The sequence below is a fragment of the Neisseria sp. P0021.S007 genome, from assembly GCF_051956855.1.
Genome location: NZ_JBQCXA010000104.1, coordinates 1 through 1,215 on the forward strand (window position 1 = coordinate 1; position 1,215 = coordinate 1,215).

Annotated in this window: 1 protein-coding gene; it reads right to left on the reverse strand. The window is 49.9% G+C overall.

Annotated features, from left to right (window positions below):
• On the reverse strand, positions 1-1,215 hold a 1,215-nt coding region (locus tag ACTHUR_RS11470; protein WP_440398653.1), incomplete at its 3' end, for a type IIL restriction-modification enzyme MmeI.

The following is a 1,215-nucleotide window of genomic DNA, read 5'->3' on the forward strand; positions in this document are numbered from 1 at the left end:
GTCGAATAAGCCGCCTGCTTTGTCTTTGAGCGCTTCGGCGATGATGTCGTCTTCAAGGGCGCGGATGCGGTCGTAGGCAACGATAAGGAAATTGCCACAGCCGCAGGCCGGGTCTAGGAACTGCAGGTTTTGGATTTTTTGGTAGAAGGCGGCGAGTTTTTTGGCTTTGTCGCGTTTGAGGGCTTTGACGGCTTCAAATTCGGCGCGCAGGTTTTCTAAAAAAAGGCCGTTGATGACTTTGTCGATGTTGGCGGCTTCGGTGTAGTGTGCGCCTGCTTCGCGCCGCTCTTGTGCGTCCATGACGGATTGGAAGAGCGTGCCGAAGATTTCTGGACTGATGTTGCGCCAGTCGAAATTACCGCAGTCGATTAAGGCGTGGTGCTGCTTGTCGGTGAAGTCGAAAGTGCGCAGGCGTTCTTTGAAAAGGCCGCAGTTGACGTATTCGAAACCTTTAAATTTTTCGCTTTGGGTCTTGCTGCGCTTTTGGTCGGGTGTGTTGAGGAATTCAAAGAGTTGATTGAGCTTGTCGCCAAGCATATCGGCCTCTTTGCAGCTTTCTAAAAAGTCTTGAAAGAGGTAGTTGCGCTGGAAAACGGCGCTGTCGTCGGCAAAAAAGAGGAAAAGCAGGCGCGTGATGAAGAGCCTGAGTTCGTGTTCTTCGTAAATGCCCTCTTCCTGCAAGGCATCGTGCAGTCTGCCAATGGCCGTCGCCGCTTGAATATTGGCTTCTTCTTGAATTTGGCGGACTTTGGCTTCGATGCCGAACATAAAGTCGAAAACGCCGCGCGTAATGTATTCGGGCAATTCTTCCAACGGGAATTGCCATTGGTTTTCTACGCCTTCTTTAGGATCGCGACGATAAAGGTGGAAATGGGCAAAATCGCTGACGGCGTAATATTCAGGTAAGGCAGACGGCTTGGTGCGCTCGATTTCCTGCAAATAACGCTCCGCCTGTTCTTTGGCTTTGGCTAGGTTTTTGTTGGCGGATTTGTGTTCTGCCAGGAAGATGCCTTCCCAAAAGACATCGACAAATTGGGTGTTGTTGCTCGGGTCTTTAACGGCATATTCGAAGTGGACGACGTTTTTGCGATCAATGCCGAAAATCGCAAAAAATTCATTCCAAAAAGTGTCTTTTTCACGGCGTTCGTCGGTTTGGTTTTTATAGTGGTCGGCGAAATTTTGTGCAGCGCTTTGGAGTTGGAGCAGGGTTTTCAT